This is a genomic window from Bacillus cereus group sp. BfR-BA-01347 (assembly GCF_022663835.1).
GTDB classification, from domain to species: domain Bacteria; phylum Bacillota; class Bacilli; order Bacillales; family Bacillaceae_G; genus Bacillus_A; species Bacillus_A thuringiensis_K.
On record NZ_JAKUGG010000010.1, the window covers coordinates 71,437 to 97,100 of the forward strand.

Consider the following 25,664-nt stretch of genomic DNA (forward strand, 5'->3'; position numbering starts at 1 on the left):
GGGGCAAAACGATGAAACGAATTTCAATTCAATTCGGATTTTATTTTTTAATTGTTACACTTTTAATTGAAAGTGTTCTCTTTATTTTGCTCTATTATAGTCTCGTAAACACTAGAGTAAATGAAGAAATGACAGCTTTATTAAAGCGAGGAAATAGTCATCGAGATGTACTTGAAAAATATTACGATGAGCAAACCATCTCTCACGTAGCATTAATGGAATCTGAAGCTGAAACAACTGTCGTTATTACAAATACAAATAAAGAAGTGCTAGCTAAATCTAACGAAATAAACACGACTATAAAAAATCACATTAGTAGCATGCAGACTCGAACAGACCATAACGGAGCGATTATAGAAAATCATTGGAAAACATCTAATTATATATGTACAGTTAGTCCTATCATAGTAGCTGGAAAACATGAAGGGTATGTCTATATGTTTCTTGGAACAAAATCCATTGAAAAGTTGGTAAATGGATTAACGAAACAATTCATTATTGCTGGCGCCATCACGTTTCTACTCACAGTCATCACAATTTTCCTATTATCACGTTTATTAACAAAACCATTGTTACACATGAAACATGCAACTGAAAAAATGAGTAAAGGCGATTTGTCCGTTTCATTAACGACTACTCGAAATGATGAAATTGGTGAACTAGCATCATCTATTCAAACGCTTGCAAATGATTTACATTATATGAAAACAGAGCGAAGTGAATTTCTAGCAAGTGTTGCTCACGAATTACGAACACCGTTAACATACGTAAGAGGTTATGCTGACATTGCTTCAAAAGAAAGTACCCCTTCTGAACAACGTTTGCGATATTTATCAATTATAAAAGATGAGTCTGATTACATTACAAACTTAGTTCAAGATTTATTTTCACTTGCACAAATGGAACAACATAACTTTTCTATTCAAGTAAAGGAAGTACATTTACACACCTTCCTAACTCGCATAGCCGAAAAAGTAAATGCCATATATAAAGAAAGATACATTAAAGTTTCTTTCTCTTGTCCTCCTACACTGCTAGTAAACTTAGATGAACAACGATTTGAACAAGTTGTGGTGAACATTTTAAATAACGCTTATAGACATTCAAAAGAACATTCTCATATAAACATTTCTGTTACAGAAGAACATAAAAGTATTTCTATTACAATTGAAGATGAAGGCGAAGGTATTCCTCCTGAAGATCTCCCTCACATTTTCGACCGCTTTTATCGAGTTGATAAAGCGAGATCACGATCTACAGGCGGAACTGGTTTAGGACTATCTATCGTAAAAGAAATTGTAGAACTACACGGCGGAAATATTACTGTAACGAGCGAAATCGATTACGGGTCTTGCTTTATAGTTTCATTACCATCCATAAAGAAACACGACTATCATCAATAGTCGTGTTTTTTTATCACTTTACTTTATAATATAAATTTACAAATTGCCCAAAACGTTTCGTATCCGTTAAAGTTAAATTAATTTCCGGGTTCTTGTCTTGAAATAACGGAACTCCAGAACCTAATATGTGAGGTGTAATCGTAACAACATATTCATCAATTAGATTATTCTTAAAGAACTCTCTTAAGAGACTCCCTCCACCGACCATCCATATTTTAGATCCTTCTTGCTCTTTCAACCTTTTTGTAAACTCCACTACATCTTCATTTACAAACTCCACGTGTTCGTTTGAACCTTTTTCTGAGTTAGAAAAAACATAACATTTTTTATCTAAATACGGGAATGGTTCTATATGCTCTACTACATAATCGTACGTTCTTTTTCCCATAATTATTGTATCAATCGTTTCGTACATTTCTGTATAACCGTTATCTCCCTCCCCTTCGGTTTCCATTAACCACTGTAAATCATCATCTTCTTTCGCAATATATCCATCTAAGCTCGCCGCAATAAATAAAACTATTTCACGTGACATATTTTTTCCTCCTTACATCTCATCTTGATAACATTATGCTGTAAACAATATACTAACAATAAAACACGACAATTTATGTCATGTTTAAAAAGAAAAAAGGTGATACATTTGTCAAAAGCTAAACGCTTATTAGATATTCTTATATTTGCTTCTGCGAAAAAAGCATTTACAGCGCAAGAAATAGCTGATGAATTTAATATTTCTGTTCGTACTGTCCATAGATACATTTTAGATTTAAGTGATATGGGATTACCCATTTACGCTGAACAAGGTCGCAACGGAGGATATAAAGTATTAACGAATAGAGTAATTCCACCTATTTTATTTACCGAAGAAGAAGCAGTCTCCATCTTTTTTGCCTTTCAATCTTTAAGCTACTACAGAGACTTGCCTTTTAACACAGAAATAAATTCCGTTACACATAAACTATATAGCTCCCTACAACATGATGCGAAAGCTAAAGTTGACAAAATACGTTCTTATATCGCCTTTTGGAATCCGAAAAGAACAATTGAGACACCACTTTTAAACGAAGTGTTAACAGCGGCTATTGAAAATAAAAATTTACACTTTCAATACGAATCTAAATCAAGGATCAAAACAAAACACGTTCATCCTATCGGTGTATATGCGCATGATGGTTTATGGTATTTACCTGCTTATGATTTTAATGTAGAAAAAACATTACTGTATCGCGTCGATCGTATTCTTTCTATATTATCAACGGAAGAAAATGAAGATACATTCATGAATTTAGAAGAGTGGTTTGCCTCTAACTCTCACGTAGTACATAATCCTACTCAGTTACATGTTTTACTGTCAACAGAAGGCGTACGCCAATGTAAAAGCGTGCCTTACCTTGAAGAATTCGTTGTAACAAACGAAAACGGGACAGGACATATACATTCAACAATTGATAAAGGAGAAATCAATTTTATTACCCCTTTATTTTATAGACTCGGAAAAGATGCAAAAGTTTTAGAACCGATAGAATTGATAGATGGTTTACGTATGCGTGCGAAAGAAGTTTTACATATGTATGGAGACGAAAAAAGCTGCTAAATATAAGCAGCTTTTTAATCTAGTTGTTTTTATTATGTTTACGATTGACGAATATCAAACCACCAACGATTTTTCGAATTCATATTTTCAGTGTCACCAATCCCTCTGTAATTGAAAGCATCCAAAAAGATTGAATCTAATTTATCTTCATCTACAAAATAACCTAAATTAACTTTTACCGTTTCTCCTGGTGTGATACTGCCAATATTGTAAAAGCTTTTTCCATCTCCATGAGGCTCTAAATAATCAACTTCGCCTGTCATAATATTTTTTTCTGCGATTCCATCTTTCCCAGCATACTGCCATGCATTTCCTTTATCTTCAAGAACTTTTATAGATGGAGTCATATAGATTTCTTCTGTCGCCTGTTTACCTATATTTTTCACTGTTGTTGTCAGGTAGACAAATTTAGGATGAATTAATTTTGATTCTACTAATTGATCAATTGAATCTTTACCATTTCCAGTTTTATATTTATCCCTTCTATATGGTATCAATTGTCCAGCTTGATCCAAAGCTTGATTCCTGCTTAGTATTCCTAAGCCCATTTCATTAAAGTTCTCTTGTTTAAAATCTTTGATTGAATCAAAGGCTTCAACTTTTTCTATCACATATTCAATTTGACTGTTATCCATAGATATCGTTACTGGAACCTTTTGCCCTATATGAAATAGTCGTTTGCTATCCTTCTTCAAAGGAATTACCTTAGTTGTTTTACTTTCTTGGCTAAAATACTTTTTATCATAATCGCTTATATATGATGACTTTTCTTTTGACGTGGGCTCAAGTGAAATGCTCCCTAGCACATCTATCATTTGTTCTTCGTTTATATCATTTCCAATATAACTTTGTAACATAATTCCTTCTTCCTCAAAATAGAGAAAAATTACTCTATTAAACATTAAATCTTTATTACCATTTTCTCTATGGACAATTACTGCCTTCTTACCATTTATCTCTTTTTCTTCATAATTTTTCGAGTACAGGGTTGGAAAATCTGAATTCCCTCCTACTCTCCAAAGAACGAATGAAAATCCACCCATTGCGTAGTTATCTTTAAAGGAATATTTCATAGCAGAGTCATCAATTGCTTCCATATTTTCTGGTAATTTATCGATTTTCAGCTTATACCACTTATCAGCCTTTTTCGAGTCCTTATTTGTTACTGAAATATTTACTTCATAATTTTGTTTTTGAACGATCATATTATAGACTTTTACTGCTCCAAAAACGGTTGTCGGCATGCCGATCAATAAGCAAGCAGCAGCGATTAACATACGATGTCTTTTACGCTTTTTCTGCGGTTGTCCATCTTTCAGCTTCATTTCCTCCATAAACAATTTCTTTTTGCGCGTATATGTATGTGAAAATTCATGTTGTTCTTCAAGTTTATCAAAATCATCTAAAGCAATTTTTTCAGCAAGTTCATATATTTCTTTGGAGTTCTTTGAATTCGTCATGTTGTATACCTCCTATCATATTTTGGACTCGTTTTCGAGCGCGTTCAAACTGCTTGCGGACATTTGCCTCCGTTATCCCCATAACACTTGAAATTTCTTGATACGTTAAGTTATAGAAGACTTTGTACTTAAACACCTGTCTGTTAGATTCATTTAACTCTTTTAGCAATGCATCAATTTGAAGCTCAGACATTTTACGTTTTTCCCACTCTTCAATATTTTCATCTACTGCCTCTACTGATTCTCTTTCATATTCTTCTAAAAATGTTTCATGTCGTTTATTTTTCCGGTAACTATCAATTGCCTTGTTTTTCGCGACCCTCAAAATGTAACGTTTAAGCTCTTGAGTAGCCAAGTTATGGAGCTTTTCCAAGTTCTTATAAAGAGTAATAAACGTCTCTTGAACTGCATCTTCTGCCTGCTGAATATTATTTAAAATAGAATAAGCTACGTAATAAATTTTTTGTTCGTACAACTCGTATAGCTCTTCCATCTTTTCATAATCGTTGTTTGTAACTTTCATATAATTCCTCCTCTCACTCTATATAACGAATGAGCCATATACTTTGTGACACTACAAAATCTATTTATAAATAAAATTTAATAATAAAATAAACAAAAGCCCAATTTCTCTATTTTAACTGAGAAATTGGGCTTTTTAATATTAGAATTTTCTTGACTGTTTCCCTAGGAATATCCCTCTTACGCCTTTTCAGTAAGCAGCATATGCTCTATCGCTTCTTTTAACAAATTCTTTGTCTCTTCCAAGTTATGATTCTTCTTTTCCTCTGGTTGCACCGTATAAAACTCAGCAAATGAGCGCTCTTTATATCTTGGTATGACATGCATGTGATAATGTGTTAACTCGTTAAATACTCCACCATTTTGACAAACTGTAACTCCGTCAGGTTTATATACTATCTTAATCGCTTTTGCAATAAGCTTAGCAGCATCCATAATGGATTTTGCTACAACGTCATCTAATTCGTCTACTTCTACAACATGCTGCTTTGGCACAATTAAAGTATGTCCTGGGTAGAAAGGCGCATGATCTAAAAAGCAAGTTACATAATCATCTTCATATACTTTATATATTTTTTCCTCTTCGTTTGCTAATTTACAACCTAAACAGTCCACTACACTTTCCCCTCTTTCTAAAAACATAAAAACGTGAGAATACGGCTCTCACGTTTTTATGTTTCACTTTATTAGCTCAATTGTTTCCGTAACCTTTATACTATCTTTTACAGATTGAACAATCGTACAATTTTTCACTGCAAGCTGCAGCGCCTTGTCCAGCTGCTCTTCTGTAATGTTTTCTGCTTTAATTTTATAGTGCAAATGAACACTTTCAACTGGCTTCGATAAAGCTTCACTTCTACCAATTTCAGTTTCGATTGTAAACGTATCATATGTAATACGTTTCTTTTCTAAAATCGTTCGAAAGACAATTGCACTACACCCTGCGATAGAAGAAACGAGTAATTGTAACGGTGAATACCCGTTTTCTTTTCCAATCGCTAATTGATCATACGATAAATCTGCTTCTATATCATCGTGTTTGATTGTTAGTTTCATTTGTTTTTTCCATCTCCACTTTCATCGGTTTCTGCCGTTTCTTACTAATATAATAATATATATAGCAGAAAATGATAAATGGAATACCACAGTATAACGCCATTCTTTGTTCAGGAATAAATGCTAAACTAATAACAACGATACTATTTGTAATTAAAGCTAAAATTGGAACAATTGGGTATAGTGGTGTTCTATACTTTAAGTCCTCTAACTTTCCTCCGCCTTTTATATACTGACTTCTAAAGCGAAGTTGCGATAGAGCAATAATGATCCAACTTGAAACAGCTGATAAACCAGCTATAGATAATAAGTACATGTATACTGTATCTTCTGCAAGGAAACTTGTGAATAAAGAAAGACCTGCTACCGCAATCGTTACGACTAGCGCTGTAATTGGAATACCACGCTTATTTACTTTCTGGAAGGAAGTTGGTGCCATTCCCTCATTTGCAAGTGACCATAGTATACGTGTCGCTGCATATAATCCAGAGTTCGCTACAGATAATAACGCAGTAATAATAACGAAGTTCATAATATCAGCTGCGTATGGAATACCAATTTTATCAAATACGACTACGAATGGACTTTCAATTACGCCTGCTTCTTTCCAAGAAATTAATCCTACTAAAATTGTCATCGTTAAAATGAAGAATAACATAATGCGCCATACTGTATTACGGATCGCACGTGGAATTGTTTTTTCTGGATTTTCACTTTCTCCCGCTGCAATTCCGATTAACTCTGTTCCTTGGAATGAGAAGTTAACTGTAATCATTGTAAGTAGTACGGCAGCTAGTCCATTCGGGAAAAGTCCACCATCGCTTACAAAGTTAGAGAAAAGAGGTGCTGCTTCTTTTCCGTCATATGATATAAATCCTAATAATGCACTACCACCAAGAACGACAAATGCAAGGATTGTAATTACTTTAATACTAGAAAACCAAAATTCTAATTCAGCATAACTTTTTGCCGAAATTGCGTTTGAAGCATATAAAATAACACCGAATACAAGGCACCATACCCAAACATCAACATTTGGAAACCATCTTTTCATCATTAAACCTATTGACGTTAATTCTAGACCCACTGTTACTGCCCAGCCAAGCCAGTATAACCAGCCAATCATAAAGCCCGTTCCTGGTCCAATAAACTTCGTTGCATACTTTTGGAAAGATCCTGAAACCGGCATCGCTACCGTTAACTCTCCAAGACAAAGCATTGTTAAATACATAATAAATCCGCCTACTAAATATGAAAGGATGGCTCCCCCTGGTCCAGCCTGATTAATAGTGTAACCTGAACCTAAGAAAAAACCAGTTCCGATTACACCACCAAGTGCGATCATAAATAAATGTCTACTCTTCATCGTGCGATGTAATTTCTCATTCGTTGGTTGCTGCATCTAAATCCTCCCCCTACCAATACCCCTATATCTTGTTAAAATTTTCTGATAATAAAAATATACACGAAAGCGATTACATTTTCTATATAAAATTAAAACTTTTCTGATAAAATAATATAAAAAATCTAATTATTGCAAGATTTAGATTCTATTTAGAGGAAAATAAGGAGAAACAAGGAAAAAACCCTTACATATATTGTAAGAGTCAACGAAGTTCTAATCTTCTCGATAAAATTGATAAACTATAATTTACGATAAAGTACATACAAGCTACTAATATAAATGTTGGAATCATGTAATTCACATTTTGCCCGCTAATAATTTGAGCATTATGCATAAGCTCAGGGAGTGATATAACAACCGCTAGCGACGTATCCTTCAGCAATGAAATAAATTGACTGACAAGCGGCGGAACCATTCTCCTTAATGCTTGTGGCAAAATAATATGCCAAAGCGCTTGCACATAAGTTAATCCCGAAGATCGTGCGGCTTCAACCTGCCCTTTTTCAATAGACAATAAACCACTTCTAACAATTTCAGATATCATTGCTGCCTCAAATATTGTTAAAGCAACAATTGCAGCTGTTATAATTTCTAATTTCAAGCCTGCTTCTGGAAGTGCAAAATACGTGAAAAATATAATTAACAGTAGTGGTAAGTTTCGAATCAGTTCAACTATAACTCCTAATACTTGTGAGACGACAGGTATTTTCGTGTAGCGCAATATACCGATTACACTTCCAATAATAAAACTAAGTACAATTGCTATGAGCGCTACCTCTAATGTTATAAGTAACCCTTTTAATAAAAATAGAATATGATCTCCTGTAATTGCTCCCTTGAAATCCATTTACACCGCCTCCTTTGCCAAGCGTTTTTCTAAATAACGCACTAGCATACTGAGCGGAATTGTTAATATTAAATAAAACATCCCGACAAATATATAAACATCAAACGTAACAAACGTCTTCGTTGAAATTAAATCTCCTTGATACATTAAATCAGCACCAGCAATGATTCCAAGTATTGAAGAGTTTTTAACTAAATTGAGAAACTGGTTTCCTAAAGGGGGAATTACAATTTTCACAGCTTGGGGTAAGACAACATAATACATCGCCTGCACATACGTTAGCCCTGAAGAGCGGGCAGCTTCCATTTGCCCTTTCGCAACTGATAAAATACCAGCGCGAATTACTTCCGCAATAAAAGCTGCCGTATATACCGTAAGCGTAACTGTTCCTGCTACAAAACCATTTAAAGTAATTCCTATTACAGGTAAAGCAAAATAGAATATAAATGCAATTAATACGAGTGGAATATTTCTTACAAACTCCACAAAAGCTGATCCTATCCAATTTAAAATACGAATAGGTGCAATACGCATTACTGCCAAAATTACTCCTAAAATAAAACTGCCTATCAATGCAATTACACTAGACATAACTGTATATTTAAATCCTTCTAAATACATATCAATGTTATTCGTTAATATAGAAAAATCAGGCACATATTCTCCCCTCTTTCTTTACAAGAAGAGGATGAGTACTCTCATCCTCTCACTTTTACTATCTACTTTTCTGGTTTTTGTCCAATCCACTTCTCATATAATTTGTCATACTCCCCGCTTGCTTTCATGTCTTTAATTAAAGTATTAATCTCTTTCGTTAAATCATCTGCCCCTTTTTGCACTGCAATTCCGTATGGTTCATCTGTAAAAATTTTTCCTACTACTTCATAATTAGAATCTTGTTTTGCCATTCCGTAAAGGATCGCATTATCTGTCGTCAACACATCACCTTTACCTGCCTTTAACGCTGTAAATGCCTCACTATAATTTTCAAACTCTAATACAGTCGCTTCTGGTGACTTTTGACGAATGTTATTTGTAGATGTTGATCCTTTTACAGCTAATACTTTAACGCCTTGTTTTATATCATCAACGCTCTTAATATTGCTTCCTTTTTTCACAAGTAACGATTGTCCTGCTTTAAAATATACATCTGAAAAATCCACTTCTTTTTTGCGTTCTTCCGTAATTGTCATTGTTGCAATAATTGCATCAATATCACCATTTTTCAGCATTGGAATACGTGTTTTAGACGTTACTTCTTTCAGCTCTAGCTTCTTTTCATCTCCAAGAATCTTTTTCGCAAGTGCCTTCGCGACATCAACATCGAATCCTTCTACCTGCCCTGTTGAAGGATTTTTTAATCCAAATAAATTCGTATCATTCTTTACCCCGACTACTAATTTCCCTCGTTTCTTAATTTGTTCAACAGCCCTGCCTTGCTTCGTATTTGTTTCCTTCGCCTCATCTTTTTTACTTCCACACCCAGCAACGACAAGTACGAATAAACACGAGAATATGATTAACATAAACAACTTTTTCATTTTAAGCATAAAACTCCTCCTTTAATGGTTTAACACTCGGCTTAAAAATAGACGCGCTCTTTCTTGTTCAGGACTCGCAAAGAATTGCGCCGGTGTTGTATCCTCAATGATTTTGCCATCATCCATAAATAAAATCCGATCCGCTACTTCTCGCGCAAATCCCATCTCATGCGTGACAACAACCATTGTCATCCCTTCTTTAGCCAGTGCTTTCATAACATCAAGTACCTCTCCAATCATCTCTGGATCAAGAGCAGACGTAGGCTCATCGAATAGCATAATTTCCGGCTGCATTGCAAGTCCTCTAGCAATTGCCACCCGTTGCTGTTGTCCTCCGGATAATTGATGTGGATATACGTTAGCCTTCTCTGGAATTCCTACTTTCTCTAAATAAAACATTGCTGTTTTCTCTGCTTCTTCTTTGGAAACTTTATTTACTTTAATCGGTGCTAATGTAATATTTTGAAGAACCGTTTTATGTGGATATAAATAAAAATGTTGAAAGACCATCCCAATATTTCGCCGCAATTCATTCATGTCCGTTTTTTTATTGTGTACCTCTGTATTTTGTACAATTAATTCTCCATCTGTAATTGGCTCTAATTGATTTATACACCGAAGCAACGTACTTTTTCCTGATCCTGAAGGCCCGACAACTACTACCACTTCGCCTTTTTTCACTTGCACATTAATATTTTTCAAAACTTGAAAGTTACCATAATATTTATTTACATTACGAAATTCTATCAACATACTCCCCCTTCCCCTAACAATGCATGTACATTCTTTTTATATTCAAAAATAGTCCCAAAAATAACTTTTAGCTTCAATTTGTCCATAAAAAAAAGCAAAGAGTTTCCCCTTTGCTTCTTCATTTCTATTCTGTTAAGATACTTCTTCTTTCTTATCTTTCCCGTATTCATGCTCCCAAAAATCAGCATTTTTAATTCCTAATGGCTGCGGATCGAATACTGGATCTTTTCCTTCTTTTTTCTGTTTTTCATAATCCTTTAATGCGACTAATGCAGGTTTTTGTAATAGTAAAATCGCAATGATATTTACCCATGCCATAATTCCTACACCGATATCACCTAAAGCCCACGCCGTTGCTGCTGTTTTAATACAGCCGTAGAATACAGCTCCTAAAAAAACAAATTTTAGTACCATAGACAACCAAGGACGATCTTTATCTCGATTTAAGTACGCGATATTCGTTTCTGCAATGTAGTAATACGCCATAATTGTTGTAAACGCGAAGAATAATAACGAGATTGCAACGAAACCGTTTCCAAATCCAGGGAAAACAGATTCTACCGCCGCCTGTGTATATCCTGGTCCTGGCTGAGCACCATTTAATTTATTAACGATAAAGTTTTTTCCGCTTGCATCAAATACGTTATACATGCCTGTAATAATCATCATAAATGCTGTTGCTGAACAAACAAATAATGTATCAATGTAAACGGAAAATGCTTGCACTAAACCTTGCTTAGCTGGATGTGATACTTCAGCTGCTGCTGCTGCATGTGGTCCAGTTCCTTGCCCTGCTTCATTGGAATAAATACCACGTTTTACTCCCCAAGAAATTGCTAAACCGATAATACCACCAAAAGCAGCTTCTAATGCAAATGCACTTCTTATAATTAACATAAATGCTTCTGGCAATTTTTCAATATTCATAGCAACAATGACGCAAGCTACTAAAATATAGCCTATTGCCATAAACGGTACGACAACTTGCGCTACGTTAACAATTCGCTTCACTCCACCGAAAATAATAAGAGCTAATACGACAACTAATATAGCCCCTGATACGGTAGTATTAATACCAAAAGCCGTTTCTAAACTTACAGCAATACTATTTGCTTGTACACCTGGTAATAAAAGTCCTGTTGCAAGAATTGTCGCTGCAACGAACACTAAAGCATACCATTTAACTCCTAAACCTTTTTCGATGTAATAAGCAGGACCACCTCGGAACTGCCCTTGATGTTTCGTCTTATATATTTGCGCTAATGTCGATTCTACATAAGCAGAACCTGCTCCTAAGAAGGCTACTGCCCACATCCAAAATACAGCCCCTGGTCCACCAAATGCAACCGCTGTTGCTACCCCAGCGATATTCCCTGTCCCAACGCGCCCTGATAAAGAAAGTGCTAACGCCTGAAATGAAGAAACACCAGCCTCTGATTTTTCTCCTTGAAATGTCAGCTTCACCATTTCTCCTACGTGTCTTACTTGTAAAAACTTTGTTCGAATGGAAAAATATAAACCTACTCCTAAACATAAATAAACAAGTGCTGGACTCCAAACAATATTATTTAACCAATTTACGAAAGTTTCCAACATTCCCCCTCCTTCTTTATAAAGAATATTCAGAATATATATAAAATTATAAGTGCATACCGAATCTAGGACAATATTATTTTAATAAAACAAACATATTTTTGTATAAAAAAACAAAGTATACATTTATTTTGTATACTTTGTTTTGAACAAAATGTATTATATATTCACAATTGCTTCTTCGCTTATAATTCTTTCATATAACTCTTCAGATAATTTTTGGAAGTTATCTGGCATATCTTTCCCCTTAAACTTCTTTTGGAGTGTGCCGTATAGACCTATGTCACGTAAACGTAAAAATAGTGGTAACGATTCATACCAACTATCCACCAGCCTGTGCTCATACTCATATCCTTTTCGTAACACTTGTAACTGTTTACGAGCAAAATCTGTTTTCTCTTCTGCTGTCCACGGTGTAAATAGAACAGAGTAGTATAGAACCATCGCTAAATCATGTATAAAGTAATTATAAGCCGCATCATCAAAATCAAAGATTGTTAGCTCTTTACCATCATAATGAAAATTACCTGGATGAATATCACCGTGCATAAGACCGAACGTTTCTCTTTCAACTGGAAGAGCCTTAATTTCATCCATTAATACCGCTGCAATCTTTTTCACTTGATCATCTTCTAATTCATTAATAATCCCACTTTCGTCTTCTTCCCACGTATCACGATGATTCGTTTTAGGATAGTTCATTGTTAGGCGATGCAGTTGTCCAATCGCTTTTCCCCATGCTTCAAAATAAGCATCTCCCCAATAAGGTGATCCTTCCCCTTTTACTTGCTCGCCTTTTGCATATGTAAATAAAGACGCGAAAAAGAACGTTCCATCCTCTGCTATGATTTCTTCTACGAGATTTCGAGACGTTGAATCAAGAGGTCCTGCTACCTTTGCCCCATTCTCTGCAACATATCGTAAAAAATCTAGTTCAGCCTCTACCTCTTGTTTAGAGCGATGAGAAGAATGTGTTAAACGTAATACGTAATCTTCATCATTATCACCCTTTGCCTTAAAAATATAATTTTCAAAATCTCCAAGTGGCTTTTCTTCTACTGTTACATGAAATTCCCTTGCCGCTCTTGCTAAAATTTCCTTTGTAAAAACACGTTCTACAGCTATTTCCATATATATCCCTCCTATATATCTTCTTAATTCGACACAAACGTGAGAAGTACTGCTATGAAATTGAATAATGCACAAAAGACAATGTAACGTAACTTTCAATTCTCTTCTTAAAAAAATAATCTAAGCATAAATTTCTCACAAAAAGCAAAAATTAACAGAAGTAATTTTATTCTAAAAGAGGTGGAAAGTATGACAGAGAAAAAAGAACAACAAGAGAGTAAAAAACAAAAGCATATGTTTCCATCACTTCCGGAGAACATTAATTACATTGAAAATAAACTTTCTCATTCTGATGATATAAAAAAATTAGATCTCCCTTTTCAAAACGGAAAAGGAACAATCTTATATATTGAATCTTTAGCAGATCCAAATTTAATTCATCAATTAGCTCTTGAACCATTATTAACTCGATCGGATCTGTCCTTAGATAAAGCCTTTTCCACATTAAATATGCAAAAAGAAACGAATTTAAATTATGGAGTACAGGTTTTATTACAAGGTAAATCCTTATATTTTCATGAACATGTCAATAGTTTTTGTATTTTCGAAACAGCTTTATCTTTAAAGAGAGATATAGCAGAGCCTGATAATGAAGGAATTGTGCGCGGTCCACATACTGGTTTTGTAGAGGATCTAGCAACGAATTTAACCTCTATTCGCAAACTCATTAAGAGTCCAAATTTAGTTGTTAAGTACTTTACAATCGGTGAAGAGATGCACACGAAAGTGGCAATTGCTTATATGCAAAATATAGCCAATGACGATCTAGTTGCCGAAGTGAAAAGAAGGTTAGAAAAAATTAAGACAGATGCACTTATGCCTCCAGGATACATACAAGAATTCATAGAGGATACGTCCTTCTCGCCATTTCCGCAGCAATTAAATACAGAGCGTCCAGATAGGACCGCTGCTAATTTAATGGAAGGACGGGTTGCAATTTTATCTGATGGGGACCCAACAGCGCTCATCGTACCTGTTACGTTATTCGCTTTTTATCAATCACCAGATGATTATAATAACCGCTGGATTGTAGGTTCTTTCGTCCGAATGATTCGCTTAGTAAGTTTTTTAATTGCCTTTCTCTTGCCAGCTTTATATATTGCAACTGTCGCTTTTCATCCTGATGTGTTACCGCTCGAACTTGTGTATACAATTAAAGCTTCATTAGAGAAAGTACCGCTTCCTCCTATTTTTGAAGCTCTCTTAATGGAATTAATCTTTGAATTGTTACGCGAAGCTGGTATTCGCTTGCCGAGCCGAGTGGGACAAACAATCGGTATTGTAGGTGGTTTAGTAATTGGTGATGCAATTGTAAAGGCTGGGCTTGTTTCTTACACAATGATTATCGTTGTAGCTTTAACTGCAATTTCATCTTTTCTCGTTCCATCAAATGATATGAGCTCAGCAGTTCGCATTCTTCGTTTTCCATTAATGCTTCTTGCTGCTATATTCGGATATTTAGGAATATCATTCGGTCTCATTATAACTTTTGTTCATTTATGTCAGCTACATTCATTTCATACACCATATCTTTCTCCTGTTGCCCCGATGCGGATAAAAGATATGAAAGATTCTTTCGTAAGACTACCAATTTGGTCATTTTGGGAAAGACCACATGATCCAAAGCCGAAAAAAATGCAACGCCAACATGTAACGAGAGAGGATGAGGACGGTGACAAACACGCAAAGTAAAATTTCACTAGTTCAATTTACCTTTTTCGTTATTCAATGCCAAATCGGAGTGGGCATACTTTCTCTACCGAACCGTCTTCACCTAATAGCAAAAGGTGGTGGATGGATTTCTGCTCTTATCGCTGGTCTGGCAATTCAACTTATTATTTTACTTATGTGGCTTTTCTTAAAACGATTTCCTGATGCAAATATGTATGAAAGTGTTTGTATGCTATTTGGTAATAAGTTTGGAAAACTATTAGGTTTTGCTTATGTTTTTTATTTTACACTTATCGGTATGACGGTTATGTTAAATGCTTGTAATGTCATTAAAGTATGGGTTTTACAAGCAACTCCGTGGTCTGCAATTCTCATATTATGTACAGTAGCTTGTTGTTATGTCGCTTATAATACATTTAAAGTCATCGTACGATTTTATGTCATGGCCTCTATTCTCATTATTCCAATGGCCCTTTTAATTGCCCTAGGGTTTTCCCGAGCTGATTTTTCTTATATTTTCCCACTTACAGAGGCTGGGTGGTGGAATATTATTCAAGCATCGAAAGAAACAATTACAGCCATGTATGGTTTTGAAATTATTCTTATTGCCTTTCCAAAAGTAAACGGGAGTTCTGTGGCAAAACTGAAGGCCATTTCTATCGCTAATGGATTTGTAACACTTTTTTATACTTTTACCGTTTGGATTTGCTTTATCGTATTTAGTCCAAAACAAGTTGAGCTTATTCCAGAGCCAGTTGCTTACTTATTACGCTCCTTGCATATTGGAATTATAGACCGAACGGACCTAATCTTCATACCAATTTGGATGATAACTGTCGCTGCCTCTATTGCTAGTTATTATTGTGCTGCTTCTATCGGCATTGGACACATATTTAACCTTGCTAATCATAAAAAAGCTGTTCCAATCGTTGGTATAATTGCTTTTAGTGTAGCCTTATTTATAGATACACCTGAAGAATTAAAAGTAATTGCAACTTTCACTGATAAGTTTACCTATATTTTCATCGTTGTCCTCCCTCTTTTATTTCTACTTTATTCAGTAATAAGAAAGAAGAAAGGAGAACAATATGTTCCAAAAAAGAGTTAAATTACTTTTTATATTATGTACTAGTTCCCTCCTTTCTGGCTGTTGGGATCAAGAACCATTAAGAGAAGCGAGATTAGCTTATAGTATTGGAGCTGATATTACGGAAGAGAATAAACTCCAGCAAACAATCGAGCTCGTAAAAAGTTCAAGCGGAGAACAATCTTCATTCGAGAATGAAATACATTCAGCAACCGGGCATAACATAAGAGATACAAGCGATTCCCTAAAAAAAAATGTGACTGGAAATATTCGCTATTTTAAATATGGTGTTCAATTACTAGGAACCAAAATTCTAAAAAAAGGGATACTACCCTATTTAGATGTCAGTTTTCGGGATCCAACAAATCCAACTGCTTTAGTAAAGCTTATTGCAGTAGATGGTGAAACGTCCGAGGTACTCGAAAAAAAGAAAGTAGGAAATTTATTAATTGGAGATTTTTTAAAGAAAAAAGTGAAAAGCTTAGAAGATATGAGTGTATTTCCAAAAGAAACTTTAGAAACAGCTGCTACAAAAATGTTAGACCCCGGTAAAGACTTTATACTCCCTTCCATAAAAATAAAAGGAAAAGAAGTAATTACAAACGGGTTAGCTTTATTTAACAATGATAAATTAACTGGGCATTTACCTTTGAAACAATCGGTTTTATTCGTATTATTAACCGGAAAAATGGGAACAAGTGCGCGTATAACCCAAAAGCTTACTAGCGAGAAATCAGAGAAGACATCTGATTATTTAACAATGGAAATTAGCAATCGAAAGTTAAAACGAGACTTAAAAATAACGACAGATAAAAAAGGAAATGTTTATGCTCACATTAAACTACAACTAAAAGTGATAGCGCTTGAAGCTCCAAGAGATAACCTTTATAAAATGGATGAAAGAAAAAAACTAAATAAAGAATTGTCTAAACAGCTTACGAAAGAAGCTAAAAAGATAACTAACAAGCTACAAAAAGCTAACTGTGATGCTTTCGGTATCGGAAGACACCTTATCGCCTATCACCCTGACTTATGGAAGAAAAAAAATTGGAATAAAGATTATGCAAAAGTAAAATTCAAACCTGAGGTAGATGTAAATATTTTGTATAGTGGTGTCTTAAAATAAAAAGGTTGTATGCCGCTCGGGCATACAACCTTTTTATTTCGTATATCGATACACAATTGATTCATATGGTCTTAAGTTAAGTTTTGTAATATCCTTGCTGCAATCTTTATAATTCGACAGTAGTACCTCTTGTTTCATTCCATCTAATTGAACATGAGCTGGTACAGAATACTTTATTTCTTCTCCATAGAAGTTATTGATAACAAGTAATATCTCATCATTTACAGTACGTGTATATGCCCAAATCTTAGGATGATTCTTATCTAAAATAGCATATTCTCCTTCTGTCATAACATCATATGTTTTTCTTAGTTCAATTAGTTTTTTATAATGATAAAATACAGACTCTTTATCGGCTAGTGCCTTCTCTACGTTTATTTCTTTAAAATTTTTAGCCGCTGAAATCCAAGGTGTACTTGTTGTAAACCCGCTATTTATTTCTTCATTCCACTGCATCGGAGTGCGAGAGTTGTCACGAGATTTTTGCTTTAAAATCCCGATAATATCTTCTTTTGATAGCCCTTCTTTTAGCTTTATATCGTATATATTTAACGATTCCACATCACGATATTGCTCGATGGACTCAAATTTAGGATTCGTCATACCGATTTCTTCCCCCTGATAAATATAAGGCGTTCCTTGCAGCATGTGCATAGCTGTCGCTAACATTTTTGCAGATTCGTTTCGGTACTTTCCATCATCACCAAAGCGTGACACAATGCGAGGCTGGTCATGATTACACCAAAATAACGCATTCCATCCTCCGCCCTTTTGCATTTCAATTTGCCAGTTAGACATAATCTCTTTTAATTTAATGAAATCAAACTCTGCTTTCTTCCACTTATCACCATTCGGATAATCTACTTTTAAATGATGGAAACTAAACGTCATGCTCAGTTCATTGCGCTCAGGATTAGAATATTTAATACAATTATCAATTGTCGTAGAAGACATTTCTCCAACTGTAATTACATCTTTTCCTGCAAAAACATTGCGGTTCATCTCTTGTAAATATTCATGAACACGCGGGCCATCTGTATAATACTTGCGTCCATCACTTGTCGCAGTATTACCTTCATCGTTTAAGAAGCATTGGTCTTTTGAAATTAAATTAATGACATCTAATCGGAATCCCGTTACCCCTTTATCCAGCCAAAAGCGCATCATATCATATACTTCTTCACGAAGTTTTTCATTTTCCCAATTCAAATCAGCTTGTGTTTCATCAAATAAATGTAAATAATATTGCTCCGTCTTCTCATCATATTTCCAAGCAGATCCACCAAACTTAGACTGCCAATTATTTTTTTCATCACGCCAAATATAGTAATTACGATATGGACTATTTTTATCTTCCTTCGCTTCTTTAAACCACTTATGTTCAGTCGAACTATGATTTACAACAATATCAAGCATAATCTCAATGTTACGTACTTTCGCTTCTGCTAAAAGTTCTTCAAACTCTTCCATCGTTCCGTAAGATGGATCAATGCTGTAGTAATCACTTACATCATATCCATTATCATTTTGTGGTGATTGGTATATCGGTGTTAACCATATATAATCCACTCCGAGTTCTTTTAAATAATCTAGTTTCTCTGTAACCCCTTTTATATCCCCGGTTTCCCTATTGTAATAACTATTAAAGCTCTTCGGATAAATTTGATAGACTACACTTTTATGCCAATCCTTCATGTTTAACTTCCTCCTACTTCTGTTTGACTCTTTTTGCAAATAACCATGTTAAAGTAAATGGGATTACAACTGCGATAATCATTCCGACAATAAATATTGGAATCGATTTCGGAATGATAGAAATAAATGCTGGCAATCCGCCAATTCCGATAGCAGGTGCTAATACACCATTTAATGTAATGAATATCGCTGCCACAGCAGACCCTATAATCGCTGCATAAAACGGGAACTTATTTCGTAAATTCACACCAAACATCGCTGGTTCTGTAATACCGAAGTATGCTGAAATGGCTGATGTTGATGCCATACTTTTATCATTTTGATTTTTAGAAATCCAGAACATCGCAAGTGCCGCACTACCTTGGGCAATGTTAGAAAGAGCAATCATCGGCCAAATAAATGTACCGCCATGTTGTGCAATCAATTGTAAATCAATTGCAATAAACATATGATGCATACCTGTAATTACAAGCGGTGCATATAATGCTCCAAATAATACTGCTCCAACTACTGGTACTGTTTCATATACACCTACTAATCCTACTGTTAATAAATCTCCAATATGACGTGTAACCGGACCGATAATTCCTAATGCTAACACACCTGTCACAACGATTGTTGTAATTGGTACAACTAATAATTGAATTGCATTTGGTACATGTTTCTTTAAGAAAATTTCTACTTTACTTAATACAAATGCTGCTACTAAAACAGGTAAAATTTGTCCTTGATATCCTACCTTCTCAATTTGGAACAGTCCTAGAATATTGAAGTACTCAATCTTTTGCCCCTCTAAACCAGTCGCTGCTTTTCCATAATCCCAAGCGTTTAATAAGGCCGGGTGCACAAGCATTAATCCCATAACAATCCCTAGTATTGGACTACCACCAAAACGCTTCGTTGCTGACCACCCGACAAGTGCTGGTAAGAATACGAATGCTGTATTGGCCATCATATTAATTAAATCCCAAAGCCCGCCTAAGTTTGGATAAACATCTAATAAATTTTTCCCATCAAAAAATAAGTCCTTTGCGCCTAATAGGTTGTTAATACCCATTAGTAAACCAGCTGTTACGATCGCTGGTAATATTGGCATAAATACATCCGAAAATATTTTTACAAACTTTTGAGCTGGATTTAACTTTTGGTTACCTGAATCTTTTACGTCAGCTACAGTCGATTCTTTCATACCCGCAAGCGTTATCAATTCCGCATATACTCGATCTACATCCCCTGGACCAATTACAATTTGAAATATCCCAGCGTTATGAAAAGCTCCTTTCACTAATGAAACAGACTGTAATTTATCATTATCTATTTTACTTTCATCTTTTAAAGCGATACGGAGCCTCGTCACACAGTGCGCAGCTTGTTCAATATTGTCTTTCCCACCAATATACTGCAACACTTCCTCTGCTGTTTTACGATAGTCTTTCCCCATATTCCCGTCCCTCTTTTCTTTTTTTGATACCGTTTACAATTACATATTAACTCGTATATATAAGTTAGTCAACACTCGTATGTACGAGTTTGTGTTTTTTTTATAAAAAAAAGAGATGAAACAATATTTTGTTCCACCTCTTTACTTCCTACGTGCCACATCCGAAAAGTGAAAAATATCTAAGCGGTGGCGTGATTCTGTATATTCAAACTGACTTCCATCATACAAATGTGTAAAGTTTTTCACAACGACAACATAGTCTGTTCCATTTAAATCTAAATACTTTCTGTCATCCTCTGTACATGGCTGTACTTCAATTACCCTCTGTGAATAACTAATATGTAGCCCAAGCTCTTTCTCAATGTATTTATAAATCGATGTAGCTGCAATTTCTCTCGTTAAGCCTGGAATATATTCCGATACAAAATGGTTTATATCTAAAATTACTTTTTCTCCATCAATATTTCGTACACGTTTAATATGGTCAATCACTGTTTTTTCTTTCACGTTTAATAACTTTGCTACGTCTTTCGTCGCTTCAATTTTCTCCATTTCTACGACGTCTGTAATACAATGACGCCCTAAACGTTCATTTTCTTCTTGGAAACTTACAATACCACCAAAATTAAATTCAATATTTTTTCGCTTTAAAACAAACACACCTTTTCCGTGAATTTTTTGTACATATCCACGCTCTTGCAGTAAATCTACCGCTTTTCTTACCGTGCCTCGGCTTGCCTCATACTGCTTCATTAATTCTGTTTCTGATGGGATTTTGCATCCCTCTTTTAATTGTTTATTATCAATAGATTTACTGATTTCTGTATAAATTTGTTCATACTTACTCATCATCTACAATAGCCCCTTGTCACCTTATAATTCTATATGTATTATAACATGCTTCACTCTTCTGCCAATCTCTCACTTATTTTCCATTACAAGAAAAATATAGGTAAATATTTAATCTTTAAAACGTATTTTTATAAAATTTTTTATATTTTTCTTTTCATTCAAAAAAACATGTAGTATACTAACTTCAAAATCAGAGGAGAAAGGGAGCAAAGAACTATGCTTACTTATACAACAACTGTAGTTACATTTGCACAAAAACATCATCATCATACGTAACCCTTGAAACCTAGCGGAAAAATTACGCGTAGGTACAAGGGTTATTCCCGTTGTACCTACGCTTTGGCGAAAGAGCCATGTAGGTATTTTTTTATCTACATGGCTCTTTTTTTATTGTCAAAAAGCTAGTGAAAAATGATGTTTAAGCAAAACTTACTACAAAGGAGTTAACAAAAATGGAAACGAAAAAATGGGGATTATGGGTTTTAACAGCATTTGTTATCGGGAATATGGTTGGCGGTGGCGTATTTATGCTTCCAGCAAATTTAGCACAAGTATCAGGTCCAATGGGTTCTACACTCGCATGGAGTATTACAGGCCTTGGCGTATTTATGATTGCACTTGTATTTGGAAATTTAGCGATTCGTAAACCAGAATTAAAAGCTGGACCACAAAGCTATGCTCAAGCAATGTTTCCTTCAAAAAAAGCTGGTAAAGTTGCAGGATATAGTATGGCATGGGGATATTGGGCTGCTAACTGGGCTGCAACAGCATCTGTTATTATTTCCTTCGCTGGATATTTATCAACATTCTTTCCAGTTTTACAAAGTAAGCAAATTCTTTTTTCAATAAACGGATTTTCACTAGAACTCGGAAAAGGGTTAACTTTCCTCGTATGTAGCCTTATGCTGTGGGGAATTCAATATATTCTTTCTCAAAATATTGATCGAGCTGGAAATATGAATCTACTTGCTACCATTGCAAAAATTATCGGATTTACAATGTTTATTGTAATTACATTATTCATTTTCAATGCTTCTAATTTCGGAGACGGTCAAACCTTTATGAATGAAGCAGGACAATCAATCTCATTAGGTGGACAAATCAATTCAGCTGCTATTGCAACACTCTGGGCATTTATCGGTATTGAATCAGCAGTTATGCTTTCTAATCGTGCAAAATCACAGCGCGATGTAAAAAAAGCTACGATTTTCGGATTAATTATCGCTCTTCTTATTTACATGTCAATTACTTTACTTACAATGGGAGCTCTTCCGCAAGATGCTTTAAAAGAGTCTCAAAAACCATTAGTAGACGCATTAAATTTAGCAATTGGAAATAAAGGCGCATATATAATGGCTTTACTCGCTCTTATATCTTTATTTGGATCTACAGTTGGCTGGATCGTTGTTAGTTCAGAAGTACCTTACCAGGCAGCAAAAAATGGACTTTTCCCTAAGTTTTTCGGGAAAACAAATAAAAAAGGTAGTCCTTCAAAATCATTATTGATTACAAATGTAATGACGCAAATTTTCTTATTTTCAACGATTTCTGGTACTGTTTCAGAAGCGTATAGTTTCGCTATCGTCGTAGCAACATTAGCCTATTTAATTCCATACCTTGTTTCTACCTTGTACCAATTAAAATTAGTTATTACAGGAGAAACGTATGATATACTGCCAGGATCTCGAGTAAAAGATGGAATCATTACTACATTGGCGTTGGTATACTCTATTTGGGTTATCAAAACGGGAACTGCTGATTTAAAAACATTCTTCTTAGGAATTGGATTATTCGTATTAGGCCTTATTCTCTATCCAGTACTAATGAAAGACTCACAAAAAACGGATTAAATAAAGAGAAGCTGCTGGCTTCTCTTTTTTATTAAAAATCTGTAATTAACTTTTCTTTTAGCTCTCCTACAGATAAAGGTTTCGCATAATAAAATCCCTGTACATAATCACAGCTCATTGATTGTAACAAACTCTCTTGCTCTACTGTTTCTACTCCTTCAGCAACTACTGCTAAATTTAAACTATGAGCAATTTCGATAACGGATTTTACAATCGTTCGTTCTGGTTGTGCGTGATCATAATGAAATTCACGAATAAAATTACGATCAATTTTTACAATATCCAGTGGTAGTTGTTTTAAATAATATAAGGAAGAATAGCCAGTTCCGAAATCATCCAAAGCAATTAAAACACCCATATTTCTTAATTCTTGTAATGTAGCAATAATATAATCAAAATGGCGGACTGCAATGCTTTCCGTTATTTCTAATATTAAACGGTTCGGAGGAAAACCAGTTCTCTTTAAAATGCTACGTACGGACAAAATAAAACGTTTCTGCATTAATTGTTGTATAGATAAATTCACAGATAACTTTAGTCCTTCTTGATAATTTGGCAATGTTTTAAACAAGCGACATGATTTTTCTAATACCCAGTCTCCTAGCTTTATAATAAGTCCAGACTCTTCAGCTACAGGGATAAATTCGCTTGGTGAAATAGGTCCGTCTTCTGTCATACAACGTACTAGAGCTTCTATACCAGAATATCTCTTCGTTTTCAAATCAATAATAGGCTGCAATGCTACATCTAACTCTTCGTCACGAATTGCCTTTTGCAAAGCAAACTCAACTTTCATTCTACGATTTATTTTCGCACGTAGCTCATCTGTAAAGAAACATGCAGCGTTTCTCCCCTGTTCTTTTGCACTATACATAGCTAAGTCAGAGTTTTTCAATAAAGTTTCCACATCTTGTCCGTCTTGTGGATAAGAACAAAGTCCTAGACTAGCTGAAATGTATACTTCATGGCCTTCCAGCATAAATGGTGCCTGAAAACATGACAACACAGATGTCGCTAACTGACTCATATCATCTTGTCTATGATTTTTTGTTAACAGCACAAATTCGTCGCCACCTAGCCTAGCCAGAACATCTTTCTCTCCTAGTACATAATGCAACCTTGAAGCAACTTCGCTTAAAAGTAAATCCCCTATCATATGACCTAATGTATCATTTACTAATTTAAAACGATCCAAATCAAAGTAAATCATACCAAATTCTTTTTTATCTGCAATCAATTTATTAACGGTCGTTATTAATTGTAAACGGTTAGGCAAACTCGTTAAGGCATCATGATAGGCAAGTTCCCTATAACGACTTTCACTTAGCCGCAATCTATGTTCCGCTTCTTTTCTACTACTAATATCATTTCGAATTGCGATAAACTGGTATGGCTCTCCTTTTTCATTTAAAAATGGAACAATTGTTGTTTTGACCCAATAATATGTACCATCTTTTGCTCGATTCCGAATCTCACCTGTCCATACTTTCCCATTCAAAATACGTTTCCATAATTCTTGAAAAAAGTTTTTTGGATGATGTCCTGAATTTAAAATACGGTGATCTTTTCCAATTAATTCTTCTCTTTTGTATTTAGAGATTTCACAAAATTTATCATTTACATATGTAATAAGACCTTTTCGATCTGTAATTGCAACAATTGAAGACTCATCTAATGCTAACTTTAAATCTCGCAATGAAGAGTCATATAATGCATGACCTCTCTGTTCTAGCATGCGCATCTCTCCTTGCTTCTATCTGACTAAAACACAACCTGTTTCTCTTCATAGAAATAGAGATATTTCATTTTCTAATACTAGCCCATTACATAAATTATCTTTTTAAATAGACCGATTAAAATAACATAATATTATTTGTAATAAAAAGCAATATTATACCGTTCCAATTATAACTAGTAGCTTCTCATCTCCCTAATGATTTCGCGCCTTATTATACTGCAATCTCTTTAAGTGGCTCTATGCAAGCCTTGTTTCCAACTAATACCACTCACATCTGATCTCTTTGTTTTTAATAACGAAATAGAAATTAGACCATACTACATAACTATTCACGAATAATAATATAAAACTCTATATCAATGTATATGTTTTTGAATTACAATAACAAAATATTAACATATTTTCACCTTAATTTTGGAAGTATTTTATAAATAAATACCGTATTAAACTAAAAAAGAGGATAGCCTCTTTTTTAGTTTAATACGAATATGGTATTTGCTGATAACCTGGGTATGGCATTGGATACGTTACAGGGTATGGTGATGGATAAGCTACTGGATATGGAGCTGGATAATATCCTCCACTTGTTGCACCTGTTAATGCACCAGCTGTCAGTCCGCCTAACACTCCTCCTGCAAAGCTTCCAGGGAAAAATCCGCCTCCCCATGAACTACCACCACCCCAGCCCCATCCGCCTCCGTGATGATGATGGTGATCATAGTGATGATGTCCGCCGTTATGATTGTGCCCACCATGATTGTGTCCTCCATGATGATGATTTCGATAATAAAATCCATTATTTTCTATATAATTCATGCTTCTCCGCTCCTTTTCGATTTTTTCATTTTCATATGCGTTAAGAGTGGGATAAAAAATGGGATAGTACACTGTATGTA

Annotated in this window: 22 protein-coding genes and 1 pseudogene; 6 read left to right on the forward strand and 17 right to left on the reverse strand. The window is 34.8% G+C overall.

Annotated elements, in window-relative coordinates; translation table 11 throughout:
- Positions 1-11 precede the first annotated feature (11 nt).
- Positions 12-1,403, forward strand: a complete 1,392-nt coding sequence (locus MR143_RS16065; protein WP_000822533.1) for a sensor histidine kinase — start codon at positions 12-14, stop codon at positions 1,401-1,403.
- A gap of 13 nt (positions 1,404-1,416) precedes the next feature.
- Here MR143_RS16065 and MR143_RS16070 read toward each other — a convergent pair whose 3' ends face one another.
- A complete protein-coding gene (locus tag MR143_RS16070) occupies positions 1,417-1,938 on the reverse strand; it encodes a dihydrofolate reductase family protein (protein ID WP_000085766.1) in 522 nt (173 codons plus the stop codon).
- Positions 1,939-2,013: 75 nt separating this feature from the next.
- On the opposite strand from MR143_RS16070, the gene MR143_RS16075 reads away from it, so the two are divergent.
- Positions 2,014-3,000, forward strand: a complete 987-nt coding sequence (locus MR143_RS16075) for a helix-turn-helix transcriptional regulator (protein ID WP_242280864.1) — start codon at positions 2,014-2,016, stop codon at positions 2,998-3,000.
- A 38-nt stretch (positions 3,001-3,038) separates the two neighbouring features.
- On the opposite strand, the gene MR143_RS16080 is transcribed toward MR143_RS16075, so the two are convergent.
- From MR143_RS16080 to MR143_RS16130, 11 genes and pseudogenes are all read right to left on the reverse strand, one after another.
- Entirely contained in the window at positions 3,039-4,460 is a 1,422-nt protein-coding gene (locus MR143_RS16080; protein ID WP_000185102.1) for a DUF4367 domain-containing protein, read from the reverse strand.
- The gene (locus tag MR143_RS16085; RefSeq protein ID WP_000869264.1) at positions 4,426-4,983 is read right to left on the reverse strand and encodes an RNA polymerase sigma factor; all 558 of its coding nucleotides are present in this window, start codon (positions 4,981-4,983) and stop codon (positions 4,426-4,428) included. The genes MR143_RS16080 and MR143_RS16085 overlap by 35 nt, the downstream gene beginning before the upstream one ends.
- Before the next feature lie 179 nt (positions 4,984-5,162).
- On the reverse strand, positions 5,163-5,597 hold the full coding sequence (locus MR143_RS16090) for an HIT family protein (RefSeq protein ID WP_000340515.1): 435 nt from the start codon (positions 5,595-5,597) through the stop codon (positions 5,163-5,165).
- A gap of 63 nt (positions 5,598-5,660) precedes the next feature.
- Positions 5,661-6,038 (reverse strand): OsmC family protein, encoded by a 378-nt coding sequence (locus tag MR143_RS16095; protein WP_000778819.1) that lies wholly within the window; start codon positions 6,036-6,038, stop codon positions 5,661-5,663.
- A complete protein-coding gene (locus MR143_RS16100; RefSeq protein ID WP_001187097.1) occupies positions 6,013-7,440 on the reverse strand; it encodes an amino acid permease in 1,428 nt (475 codons plus the stop codon). Before MR143_RS16100 ends, MR143_RS16095 begins: the two co-directional genes overlap by 26 nt.
- A gap of 205 nt (positions 7,441-7,645) precedes the next feature.
- Positions 7,646-8,290, reverse strand: coding sequence for an amino acid ABC transporter permease (locus MR143_RS16105; RefSeq protein WP_000345957.1), 645 nt, complete (start codon positions 8,288-8,290; stop codon positions 7,646-7,648).
- Positions 8,291-8,947, reverse strand: coding sequence for an amino acid ABC transporter permease (locus MR143_RS16110; protein WP_001112667.1), 657 nt, complete (start codon positions 8,945-8,947; stop codon positions 8,291-8,293). It lies immediately after the preceding gene.
- Positions 8,948-9,009: 62 nt separating this feature from the next.
- Positions 9,010-9,840, reverse strand: coding sequence for a glutamine ABC transporter substrate-binding protein GlnH (gene glnH, locus MR143_RS16115; RefSeq protein WP_000916458.1), 831 nt, complete (start codon positions 9,838-9,840; stop codon positions 9,010-9,012).
- A gap of 12 nt (positions 9,841-9,852) precedes the next feature.
- A pseudogene (locus MR143_RS16120) lies at positions 9,853-10,772 on the reverse strand (amino acid ABC transporter ATP-binding protein).
- Positions 10,717-12,177, reverse strand: coding sequence for an alanine/glycine:cation symporter family protein (locus MR143_RS16125; RefSeq protein WP_000447398.1), 1,461 nt, complete (start codon positions 12,175-12,177; stop codon positions 10,717-10,719). The pseudogene MR143_RS16120 and the gene MR143_RS16125 overlap by 56 nt, the downstream one beginning before the upstream one ends.
- Before the next feature lie 159 nt (positions 12,178-12,336).
- Complete coding sequence (locus MR143_RS16130) at positions 12,337-13,308, reverse strand: phosphotransferase enzyme family protein (protein ID WP_000401632.1); 972 nt, start codon at positions 13,306-13,308, stop codon at positions 12,337-12,339.
- Positions 13,309-13,497: 189 nt separating this feature from the next.
- On the opposite strand from MR143_RS16130, the gene gerKA reads away from it, so the two are divergent.
- Genes gerKA through gerKC form a run of 3 tightly spaced genes read left to right on the forward strand, consistent with a single transcriptional unit; the run spans position 13,498 to position 17,192 of the window.
- Positions 13,498-15,000 carry a spore germination protein GerKA gene (gene gerKA / locus MR143_RS16135; RefSeq protein ID WP_000136665.1) on the forward strand — a complete coding sequence of 501 codons (1,503 nt, stop codon included), beginning with the start codon at positions 13,498-13,500 and terminating at the stop codon, positions 14,998-15,000.
- Positions 14,981-16,087, forward strand: coding sequence for a GerAB/ArcD/ProY family transporter (locus MR143_RS16140; RefSeq protein WP_000185767.1), 1,107 nt, complete (start codon positions 14,981-14,983; stop codon positions 16,085-16,087). The genes gerKA and MR143_RS16140 overlap by 20 nt, the downstream gene beginning before the upstream one ends.
- The gene (gene gerKC / locus MR143_RS16145; protein WP_000486845.1) at positions 16,068-17,192 is read left to right on the forward strand and encodes a spore germination protein GerKC; all 1,125 of its coding nucleotides are present in this window, start codon (positions 16,068-16,070) and stop codon (positions 17,190-17,192) included. The genes MR143_RS16140 and gerKC overlap by 20 nt, the downstream gene beginning before the upstream one ends.
- 33 nt (positions 17,193-17,225) lie before the next feature.
- Here the strand turns inward: gerKC and treC are convergent, their stop codons facing one another.
- From treC to treR, 3 genes are all read right to left on the reverse strand, one after another.
- Complete coding sequence (gene treC / locus MR143_RS16150; protein ID WP_000656138.1) at positions 17,226-18,887, reverse strand: alpha,alpha-phosphotrehalase; 1,662 nt, start codon at positions 18,885-18,887, stop codon at positions 17,226-17,228.
- A 13-nt stretch (positions 18,888-18,900) separates the two neighbouring features.
- Positions 18,901-20,328 (reverse strand): PTS system trehalose-specific EIIBC component, encoded by a 1,428-nt coding sequence (treP, locus tag MR143_RS16155; protein ID WP_000513934.1) that lies wholly within the window; start codon positions 20,326-20,328, stop codon positions 18,901-18,903.
- A gap of 141 nt (positions 20,329-20,469) precedes the next feature.
- Positions 20,470-21,180: a trehalose operon repressor gene (gene treR, locus MR143_RS16160; protein WP_000987236.1), complete on the reverse strand. Its 711-nt coding sequence runs from the start codon at positions 21,178-21,180 to the stop codon at positions 20,470-20,472.
- A gap of 452 nt (positions 21,181-21,632) precedes the next feature.
- On the opposite strand from treR, the gene MR143_RS16165 reads away from it, so the two are divergent.
- The gene (locus tag MR143_RS16165; protein ID WP_000448449.1) at positions 21,633-23,030 is read left to right on the forward strand and encodes an amino acid permease; all 1,398 of its coding nucleotides are present in this window, start codon (positions 21,633-21,635) and stop codon (positions 23,028-23,030) included.
- 31 nt (positions 23,031-23,061) lie between these two features.
- Here MR143_RS16165 and MR143_RS16170 read toward each other — a convergent pair whose 3' ends face one another.
- Both MR143_RS16170 and MR143_RS16175 read right to left on the reverse strand, forming a co-directional pair.
- Positions 23,062-24,765 (reverse strand): putative bifunctional diguanylate cyclase/phosphodiesterase, encoded by a 1,704-nt coding sequence (locus tag MR143_RS16170; protein ID WP_000893344.1) that lies wholly within the window; start codon positions 24,763-24,765, stop codon positions 23,062-23,064.
- Positions 24,766-25,245: 480 nt separating this feature from the next.
- On the reverse strand, positions 25,246-25,584 hold the full coding sequence (locus MR143_RS16175; RefSeq protein ID WP_001106370.1) for a hypothetical protein: 339 nt from the start codon (positions 25,582-25,584) through the stop codon (positions 25,246-25,248).
- Positions 25,585-25,664: the final 80 nt, after the last annotated feature.

What these genes read in the sequence shown, in the direction of transcription:
- MR143_RS16165 (WP_000448449.1), top strand. Translation starts at nt 21,633, where the DNA reads ATGGAAACGAAAAAATGGGGATTATGGGTTTTAACAGCATTTGTTATC.
- MR143_RS16065 (WP_000822533.1), top strand. Translation starts at nt 12, where the DNA reads ATGAAACGAATTTCAATTCAATTCGGATTTTATTTTTTAATTGTTACA.
- gerKA (WP_000136665.1), top strand. Translation starts at nt 13,498, where the DNA reads ATGACAGAGAAAAAAGAACAACAAGAGAGTAAAAAACAAAAGCATATG.
- gerKC (WP_000486845.1), top strand. Translation starts at nt 16,068, where the DNA reads ATGTTCCAAAAAAGAGTTAAATTACTTTTTATATTATGTACTAGTTCC.
- MR143_RS16130 (WP_000401632.1), bottom strand. Translation starts at nt 13,308, where the DNA reads ATGGAAATAGCTGTAGAACGTGTTTTTACAAAGGAAATTTTAGCAAGA.
- MR143_RS16170 (WP_000893344.1), bottom strand. Translation starts at nt 24,765, where the DNA reads ATGCTAGAACAGAGAGGTCATGCATTATATGACTCTTCATTGCGAGAT.
- glnH (WP_000916458.1), bottom strand. Translation starts at nt 9,840, where the DNA reads ATGCTTAAAATGAAAAAGTTGTTTATGTTAATCATATTCTCGTGTTTA.
- MR143_RS16105 (WP_000345957.1), bottom strand. Translation starts at nt 8,290, where the DNA reads ATGGATTTCAAGGGAGCAATTACAGGAGATCATATTCTATTTTTATTA.
- treR (WP_000987236.1), bottom strand. Translation starts at nt 21,180, where the DNA reads ATGATGAGTAAGTATGAACAAATTTATACAGAAATCAGTAAATCTATT.
- MR143_RS16100 (WP_001187097.1), bottom strand. Translation starts at nt 7,440, where the DNA reads ATGCAGCAACCAACGAATGAGAAATTACATCGCACGATGAAGAGTAGA.
- MR143_RS16085 (WP_000869264.1), bottom strand. Translation starts at nt 4,983, where the DNA reads ATGAAAGTTACAAACAACGATTATGAAAAGATGGAAGAGCTATACGAG.
- MR143_RS16075 (WP_242280864.1), top strand. Translation starts at nt 2,014, where the DNA reads ATGTCATGTTTAAAAAGAAAAAAGGTGATACATTTGTCAAAAGCTAAA.
- MR143_RS16070 (WP_000085766.1), bottom strand. Translation starts at nt 1,938, where the DNA reads ATGTCACGTGAAATAGTTTTATTTATTGCGGCGAGCTTAGATGGATAT.
- treP (WP_000513934.1), bottom strand. Translation starts at nt 20,328, where the DNA reads ATGGGGAAAGACTATCGTAAAACAGCAGAGGAAGTGTTGCAGTATATT.
- MR143_RS16095 (WP_000778819.1), bottom strand. Translation starts at nt 6,038, where the DNA reads ATGAAACTAACAATCAAACACGATGATATAGAAGCAGATTTATCGTAT.
- MR143_RS16080 (WP_000185102.1), bottom strand. Translation starts at nt 4,460, where the DNA reads ATGACGAATTCAAAGAACTCCAAAGAAATATATGAACTTGCTGAAAAA.
- treC (WP_000656138.1), bottom strand. Translation starts at nt 18,887, where the DNA reads ATGAAGGATTGGCATAAAAGTGTAGTCTATCAAATTTATCCGAAGAGC.
- MR143_RS16175 (WP_001106370.1), bottom strand. Translation starts at nt 25,584, where the DNA reads ATGAATTATATAGAAAATAATGGATTTTATTATCGAAATCATCATCAT.